Source organism: Geobacter sp., from assembly GCF_027327745.1.
Lineage (GTDB): Bacteria > Desulfobacterota > Desulfuromonadia > Geobacterales > Geobacteraceae > Geobacter.
The window spans coordinates 192,211-200,402 of record NZ_DAHVYG010000033.1 but is presented as its reverse complement, the minus strand read 5'-3'; the positions used below and the strand labels follow the sequence as shown (position 1 = coordinate 200,402).

General features: G+C 50.8%; 10 protein-coding genes. All 10 read left to right on the top strand.

Annotated elements, in window-relative coordinates; genetic code table 11:
- Window positions 1–330: 330 nt before the first annotated feature.
- On the top strand, window positions 331–612 hold the full coding sequence (locus M6689_RS07420) for a hypothetical protein (protein WP_298269722.1): 282 nt from the start codon (window positions 331–333) through the stop codon (window positions 610–612).
- 52 nt (window positions 613–664) lie between these two features.
- A complete protein-coding gene (locus tag M6689_RS16270; RefSeq protein WP_366949736.1) occupies window positions 665–907 on the top strand; it encodes an exosortase-associated EpsI family protein in 243 nt (80 codons plus the stop codon).
- A 68-nt stretch (window positions 908–975) separates the two neighbouring features.
- Window positions 976–1,305: a winged helix-turn-helix domain-containing protein gene (locus M6689_RS07415; RefSeq protein ID WP_298269719.1), complete on the top strand. Its 330-nt coding sequence runs from the start codon at window positions 976–978 to the stop codon at window positions 1,303–1,305.
- Window positions 1,302–1,460: a hypothetical protein gene (locus tag M6689_RS07410; protein ID WP_298269716.1), complete on the top strand. Its 159-nt coding sequence runs from the start codon at window positions 1,302–1,304 to the stop codon at window positions 1,458–1,460. The genes M6689_RS07415 and M6689_RS07410 overlap by 4 nt, the downstream gene beginning before the upstream one ends.
- A gap of 64 nt (window positions 1,461–1,524) precedes the next feature.
- A complete protein-coding gene (locus M6689_RS07405) occupies window positions 1,525–2,175 on the top strand; it encodes an exosortase C-terminal domain/associated protein EpsI (protein WP_298269714.1) in 651 nt (216 codons plus the stop codon).
- 4 nt (window positions 2,176–2,179) lie between these two features.
- Window positions 2,180–3,685, top strand: a complete 1,506-nt coding sequence (locus M6689_RS07400) for a lipopolysaccharide biosynthesis protein (protein ID WP_298269712.1) — start codon at window positions 2,180–2,182, stop codon at window positions 3,683–3,685.
- Window positions 3,686–3,687: 2 nt separating this feature from the next.
- Complete coding sequence (locus M6689_RS07395; protein ID WP_298269709.1) at window positions 3,688–5,088, top strand: O-antigen ligase; 1,401 nt, start codon at window positions 3,688–3,690, stop codon at window positions 5,086–5,088.
- The gene (locus M6689_RS07390) at window positions 5,085–6,017 is read left to right on the top strand and encodes a glycosyltransferase family A protein (protein ID WP_298269707.1); all 933 of its coding nucleotides are present in this window, start codon (window positions 5,085–5,087) and stop codon (window positions 6,015–6,017) included. The genes M6689_RS07395 and M6689_RS07390 overlap by 4 nt, the downstream gene beginning before the upstream one ends.
- Window positions 6,014–6,868, top strand: a complete 855-nt coding sequence (locus M6689_RS07385; RefSeq protein ID WP_298269704.1) for a glycosyltransferase family 2 protein — start codon at window positions 6,014–6,016, stop codon at window positions 6,866–6,868. The genes M6689_RS07390 and M6689_RS07385 overlap by 4 nt, the downstream gene beginning before the upstream one ends.
- Complete coding sequence (locus tag M6689_RS07380; protein WP_298269701.1) at window positions 6,847–8,127, top strand: endo-1,4-beta-xylanase; 1,281 nt, start codon at window positions 6,847–6,849, stop codon at window positions 8,125–8,127. The genes M6689_RS07385 and M6689_RS07380 overlap by 22 nt, the downstream gene beginning before the upstream one ends.
- Window positions 8,128–8,192: the final 65 nt, after the last annotated feature.

Below are 8,192 nucleotides of genomic sequence, written 5' to 3'. Positions count from 1 at the left end.
CCGCGTTTCACCATTGGGATTGTTGATCAATTTCAACGAGACAAAGCTGGTTGACGGAATAACGCGGGTCGCCGTATAGTCGCTTTTCTCTGTGGCCTCTGTGGGCTCTAGTGAGCGAAGCGAACGGGTGAGAGAAACGTCTTTAAAACCAGTCTCTCACAGAGGGCACAGAGGACACAGAGGAAAACCTGAAAACCTGGGAAGCTTTTCGGGGTAAAACCCTTAAAGAGTTTAAAAGCCTTACTCTGTGATCTCTGTGGTCTCTAGAGAGCGAAGCGAACGGGTGAGAGACAAAGCCTTTAAAATAGTTTTACGGATCAAGGAGACACGATGTCCGTCGATGAAAAACAACTGGTGGCCGTGCTTACGAGTTTCAAGGAAGATATGATAGAGGCCTTCGACCGGAGGATCGGAATTGTCGAAGAGAACTTTCAGCACAAGCTCGACCTTGTCGTGGAAGGGCAGCAGATGCTGGCGGAGCGGATGGATCGAATGGAAGGAAAACTTGACCAGGTCGAGAAAAGACTCGACCGGGTTGAAGTAAAGGTTGATGCCGTGGCCGCCGATCTCACCGCCCATCGTGCGGATACCGAGGCCCATCATGGGGTGTGACAGGTGAAGGAGGAGTAGGGGAAGGGAATGCGGGGAGTGTTCCGGATTCTGGATTGTCCTCAACGGAAAGGTCGTCACCAACCATTTTGAGCGAAAATTCAACCAGATACTCAACAGTTTTTTCGGCGCCCGGGCTGGAGGGACACTGGTACGGGTTTCCTCTATCAATGCTCCGCAGGGGGGTGCCCGCGAATTCGAGGTGCAGAAGGAATTCGTCACGGCGCTCTATGGTGCGGTGAATGGTGAGCAGAGGACGTTGTTGTTTGGGGATCAGGCGTTGGCTGCCAGCCGCTAGTCACGAGCTGCCGATTATGCCATAATTGACTTTAAAATTAGGTCATATGACTTTATTGGGAGGTCAATATGCTTGAGCCGGTACTGGGATCTATGAATTGCGAAAGGGTACTAATTTTTCTGGCTGCTCGCGAGGAGGGGTATGCAAGGGAAATAGCCGGTTTCTTCACGTCCAGCCTGGGGCCGATCCAGAAACAGCTTGAGAAGCTTGAAGCCGGCGGAGTGCTTTACAGTAGGCTGGCCGGGAAAACGCGCCTTTATGGGTTCAATCCCCGCTATCCATTTCTTCAGGAACTCAAGGCCCTACTGGGGAAGGCCCTCTCCTTCTATCCTGAAGAGATCAGGAATGAGTTGCTGATGGACAGGCGCAGGCCGAGACGAGCCGGAAAGACCCTATGAAACCGATTCGGGAAATGACTGTAGGGGAATTCGGCGCTTTTGTAGCCGATCAGCTGCGCAACCACGGCATTGATGTTGTGCTCACCGGCGGTGCGTGCGTATCGATCTACAGCGAAAATCGTTATCCCTTGCCGCGCATTGAGAGTGAGACGTGAGACGAGAGAAGTGAGAAGTGGCGTCTCCCGTCTAACATCTCACGTCTCACGATTGTAAGGGCTTATGAAAAACAACCTCAAACACATCACAATACTCGCTCTCTTCGCCCTGGCCGGGGCCTTGACCTTTTTCTGCCGCGTGGAGCGGCATGCCCAGGCGAAGACCATCAACCTTTCCGCCATTCCGACGGTTATCGGGGAGTGGCGGATGGTGAGTCAGGATACGACGCTGGGGGCGAAGGAAGAGAAGTTTCTGGATGATGTGCTGATCAGGACGTACGAGCGGCCCGATGGGAAGAGGGTGATGCTGGCTGTGGCCTATGGGGCGGATCAGCGGAAGAATTTCAGTATTCATCTGCCGGAGGTTTGTTACAAGGCTTCGGGGTGCAATGTTACTTCTGTCGGGCGGACTGCGATGAGTTCTCCGAATTTGAGTCTCAAGCAGATGGTGGCTAAGAATCCGGATGGTGGGGTGGAGGCGGTTCAGTATTGGATTGTGTTGGGGGGGAAGGTTGTTACGAGTGAGTTTGAGCGGAAGTGGAAGCAGGCTTATTGGGGGACGTTTGGGGCTGATGCTGGTGGAGTGTTGGTGAGGGTTTCATCGTTGGTGGGGGAGGGAGATTATAAGAAGGATTATGAGGTGCAGAAGGGGTTTGTTAAGGAGTTGCATCAGTCGCTACCCGTGATTTTGGGTGGTCAACTCTTTGCGGATTGAATCAATGAAAGATTTAGGTAACCGAAGCCTCTCGGCTGTTTTTTGGGGTTCGGGTGGCACAATTATAAGAATAGGCCTGCAACTTGTAGCACAGGTTGTTCTTGCACGGATTTTAGGGCCTGAGCAATACGGCCTTTTCGCCATAGGTGCAATTGTTGTAGGCTTCAGCAACTTTTTTGCAGACATAGGTATTGCCTATGGGCTGATCCAGAAAAAGACTATTAACCACAATGACCTGCGTTTTGTATTCACATGGCAGATCATTATCGGCATTCTTGTTTCCTTATCAATTGCTTTTGCCAGCGGTCCGATCGCTTCATTCTTCGGCGATAAGCGTGCGCATGATGTGGTGCTTGGCATGGCTGCCATCTGTCTGCTCAATGCACTGGCCGCCCCATCTCTTAACCTGCTGAAGCGCGAAATGAATTTCAAGCGGATTCAGTTTGCGCAAGTGATCAGCTACATCGTCGGCTATATTTGCGTCGCTATCCCATTGGCTCTTGCCGGTGCTCAAGTATGGTCATTGGTGATTGGCTGGTTGGTGCAGGCTTCATGTATGTTTGTCCTGTTGTACTTGGCAACCAGACATGCAGTCACACCTCTTCTCTGGTATGCGGAAGCGCGTTCTCTTTCAGGGTATGGATTGACCGTTCTGGCAACCAATATAACTAACTGGATGATCAATAATATCGACAGGGTAATTGTTGGGCGCGTCTTCTTAAGCCAGCAAATAGGGTTCTATTCAACGAGTTACAACATGCTCTACAACCCGACCAGTTCTCTGCTGGGAGTGATCCAGCCGGTGTTTTTCTCTGCGGCCTCCCATGCTTCAAACAGCCACGAACGTGTATCTCGCGCATACCTTGCCCTAGTCAGCGCCATAATGCTTTTTATTCTCCCTGCGTTTGCAGCCGTATCAGCCATTTCCAGCACCTTTGTGCTCGCCCTCTATGGTGATTCGTGGCGTGTCGCAGGTGCTGTTTTTCAGCCGATTGCGCTGGCCATGCCACTCTTTCTGGTGTGGGGAATGACAACGCCTTTGCTTTGGGCAGGAGGGGCGCCGGGACGTGAGTTCAAGAGTCAGTTGCCAATTTTGCTGGTATGGATTGTAGCGGCATGGTGTGCAGCAAAGATTTCGCTTGCCGCAGTAGGATGGGCTGTATTGCTGATGTTCATGCTGCGCTGCTCCGTTATTCTTTATGCGGCCTGCCGCCTTTTAACCATGCCTTTTGCATCGGTGTGGCGTGCTGTTCGGCGTGGTCTCTATGTTTCGATTATTTGCGCTGGAGCGGTGTTGGTGACCGATGTCGCTATGCGTCAGTTGGTGATCGTACCTCAATTCTGGTTGATCGCGGACGTCGCAGCAGGTTTGGTTGCGTTTGCCGCTGCCGTAAAGTGGTTGCCGGGAACAATCGATAACGAACTCTCAAGACTTGTTAACCGTATCGCTGATAAGTGTCCACCGCCGGTGGGGCGATGGATCTCCTTATTTGCAAGTGTGGAGAGGTAGACATGTCGTTTGGTGACATTCTACTTCTTATTGTTGCGTTTGTGGCTGCAGTTGGTGCTATTGCCGGGATAGGGCTATTCCTACACGCAGAAAATTGCCGGGGCGCTTGGGTTGCTCCGAGCATTATCCCGTTACTTGCACTGGGCATAGCAGTTAGTTCGCTGCTTTCCGGCCGAAACCTCACACGTTTTGGCTTTGAAACCGCTCTGAATGATGAGGCTTTCGGTTCCGCAGCATGGCTGCTTCGCATCCTTACGTACGTAGTTCTTGGAATTTGTGTTGCACGCCTTGTCGGTCAGGCATACAGACGCCGCGAGTTGGAGCCCGCTGACGGTGCGTTGCTTTTCGGTGCAATTAGTGCTTATTACATCGGAAACAATGTCCTGCCCAGTTTTTTGGGTACACACCCGACGTTCATCCACAATCTGCTGTACCCAATAATCCCCTGTGCTGCCGTCTTTGTCTCGCGTCGTGAACCCCTTACTCCGATCATCTCAGCCGCAAAGGTGGCACTCATGGGGATGATGATCGCGAGTCTTATTGTCGCAGTGTTCCAACCACAACTTGCTGTGCAGCCATACACCACAGGCTGGGTGCCGTGGCTTTACATCAGGCTGTGGGGAGTTGGGTCGAACGCCAACAGCATTGGGCCGCTTGCGCTGGTCTACCTGTTGCTTGAATATATGCAGCCCTGGCAGCGTCGCGATTTGCGTTGGTTCGCCGTAAGTGCGGCGACTCTGGTATTTATTCTTGCACAATCAAAAACGGTTTGGGGGGCTGCATTGCTCGCTCTGCCGCTTCTCGCCTGGTACAGACAGAGTCGCTCGACCAAACGGATCGTTACTTCAGGTGTTGTTGCTGGAATATGTGCTCTGATCCTTGTGTCGGGATCTGCAGTCTTCCTGATGGGTTCGTCTTCGTTATGGGAGCAAATAGCATACACGCAGGCAGGCAGCGACATCAGCACGCTTACCGGACGCGGGCGTATCTGGCAGGTGGCGATCGCCGAATGGAAAAGAAATATCCTATTCGGTTACGGGCCTGAGATCTGGGGGGCGAGATTTCGGTGGCAGATCGGCATGCCCTTCGCGTTCAGTGCGCATAATCAGTTTCTACAAAGTCTGAGCGGGGCGGGGGTGGTGGGGGTAATCACACTCGCTGGATATTTGGTTGTCCTCGGTCGTATGGCCTTTCGCGTTGCAGACGCAACACGCGGCGTATCGGTGGTGTTGTTTTTCATCATAGTGATTCGGTGCATGACCGAAACCCCACTCACGCTTGGTACACTGTTCAATGGAGACTTCCTCACTCAACTCTTGCTGTTCCAGTTGGTTCTCCGTAAACCGATCGGCCGGGAGAGCGATATTTCCTGCAAGGTTCCTATAATACTGAGGACCGCATGACCAAACGCGTCACTCCAAGCATCTCAGTCGTTATACCGCTATTTAACAAGGCGGACTTTGTTGAAGAGGCGATTGCGTCGGTGCAAAAACAGTCGCTCCCGGCAGCAGAGATTATCGTTATTGACGACGGTTCTACTGATGGCAGTGCAGCATGTGTCGAAAGGCTGGCAGTACCGCAGCTTCGACTGATTCGGCAGCGAAATGCTGGTGTGGCATCAGCACGCAATTGCGGCATTCAGGAGGCCAAAGGTGATATTGTCGCTTTCCTGGATGCTGATGACCGTTACCTGCCCGGATTTATTGCGGCGATTCATGGGCTTGCAGCGGATTTCCCGCAAGCGGGCCTTCTTGGCACCGCCTATCGTCGCTTCTGGGACGACGGCCGCTTTGCCAGTAACCCTCTGCATAAGTCGATTACGCTCCGGCGCGGCCTTGTGCCGAATTTTTACACCGCATGGTGCCGGTCCGCTTTTACTTCCACCAGTTCGTTGGCCGCTCGTCGGGCGGTTTTTTCTGAGCCATCACAACGTTTTCCGGTCGGGGAAAAGCTGGGAGAGGATCAGGATCTTTGGTTTCGAATTGCAGAAAGGTACCCGGTTGCCTTCGACCCGGCGGTTTGTGCCGAATACCGTATGGGTGTGCCCGCCAGCGCCACGACGTCGTCATCGGTGCAAATTCTGCTTCCCTGTTATATCAGGTTGAGTGAGCGACTTGAGCGTGGTGATGTGCCTGAATTCTTGCAAAGCGGGGCGCGCCGGCTGCTTGCAAGTCATCTGCTCAACGTGGCGAGGGCACGGCTGGTATCTGGCGATATCCGCGGTGCCTGGCAGATGGCCGCCGATTCTCGTGCTGCCGGCAATACTTTCTACCGGTTGCGCACTGGATTTCTGATTGCTGTTGCTGCGATGCGCTGCGGAGGCCTGAAATGAAGGTTTCGCTCGTACTGGCGACGGTCGGTCGAACCGCTGAAGTAGGTCGGTGCCTTCAGTCGCTTGTTACGCAAACTGATGCAATTTTCGAGGTTGTGCTGGTCGACCAGAACCGGGATGATCGACTTCGACCTATTGTTGAAGCGAGTCTGGAAGCAGGTCTTCCACTCCGCCATTTGCGAATGGATAAAGGGAATCTGTCATTGGCTCGCAATCTCGGCATCTTACAATCAACTGGTGAAATCATTGGTTTTCCAGACGATGACTGCTGGTATGAGCCTGACACTATTGCTGAAATCAGGCATTTATTTCTTACCAAAACGGCGCTCCAAGGTGTAATTGCTTGTTGGGTTGAGCAGGCTGTAACTAGAAAAAAAATGATGATTATTGGAAGTTTGTCTCTTAAATCGTGGCGCAAGTATCGGGGGGGCGATGCGAGTTCCATCTCGCTTTTCCTGCGGAAAGATTTGCTTCATCTGTTAGGAGGATTTGATTGCCGTCTCGGGGTGGGGCAATGGTATGGCGCCGCTGAGGAAATCGACTTGGTGCTTCGCTCCCTTTCATTGGGGGCGAGCATGGACTACTGCCCAACGGCTAAAGTTCATCACGCTTTTTTTAATGTCCCTAAAGGGGATAGGCGAACAATTTACCGTAACGCACGGAACCGTGCTCGAGGCACAGGAGCAATATATGCTAAACACCGATTAGGGCTCTGGATAATTTTGCGTGGTCTTGTGGCACCAATAAGCATTCCATTATTTCGAGGGAAGCTGTTAACAGCAGTGTATGGCTTTTTTGTTGCTTTAGGACGAGTTGAGGGATTTTTACGATGGAAATTCAGCGAAGAATGAAAAAGAGAGTGTACTTACTCATCATTGGCTTGCTTCTTTTCACGACCTTTGTGGCAGATGCCAAGCAGGGCATGTTACTACCCACATCAGCTACCCCTCTCAATTATTTTGGCATCATTATCCACCGTCTAGACGCTGGTACTCCGTGGCCGCCATTCGAATTTGGTAGTTGGCGATTATGGGATGCGTATGTCGGATGGCCCTACATAGAACCGTCTCATGGCGAATGGAACTTCAAAAGACTCGACTTATATGTGTCTATAGCAAAACGTAAAGGAATAGAAATTGTTTATCCGCTCGGAATGTGCGCTCCATGGGCTTCAACGCGGCCATTTGAGCCTTCTGGGTATAAGCCGGGCTTTGCATCTGAGCCTTACGATTTGGAACTTTGGCGTATTTATGTGAAGACGATCGCGGAACGCTACAAAGGAGTCATCAAATATTATGAAGTTTGGAATGAGCCGAGTGACAAGAAGTATTTTTCAGGCACTCAGGAAATTCTCGTACAGATGTACAAAATTGCCTATGAAACATTGAAGCAAGTGGACCCTGAGATTAAAGTGATTGGGCCCGGAGTAACAGGTGAAGGACGACACTTGGAATATCTTGATAGCCTACTGGCCAAAGGTGTCAGGCATTATATTGATATTGTTGGTTATCATTTTTATGTGCAAAAAAGTGCCCCTGAAGCAATGATACCTTTAATACAAGAGGTTCGAAGAATAATGAATAAGAACGGCATTGTCGACAAGCCTTTATGGAACACAGAAACAGGCTGGTGGATTGCAAACGGTGATGGAACATCTGATCATCCGATGGTTAGCTCGGCAGGATGGAAGAAACTCGAACTACAGATAGAATCTGGCGCTTATTTGGCTAGAGCTTTCATCATAGGACGCGCTGAAGGACTGGATCGATTTTTTTGGTACTCATGGGACAACTTGTATGGTCTAGGAATGAGAGAACCAACAACTGGGACTGCAAAGCCAATGGTGAAGGCATATGCGCAAGTTGTAATGTGGATGAAAGGGAAAGAAATACGACAAACTAATTCCTTTGGCGGTATTAGGGTGTGTGAGTTGTTAGTTAACAATAAAGTTTTCGGCTGGATAGTCTGGAAGGATCATGACGGTATAGCTTCGTTTGAAATACCGGCAGAATGGCGGGTTTCAAGAGTACAATCACTTTTTGACGAGGTGAGGCCTCTTAATGGAGTTGTTAAAATGGAAATTGGAATAGCTCCTCTTTTGTTCTATTGAAGGTTAAATAATATCTAGACGTTTATTTCATTATAGCCTATAGCATACAATGACAACAAGTAATC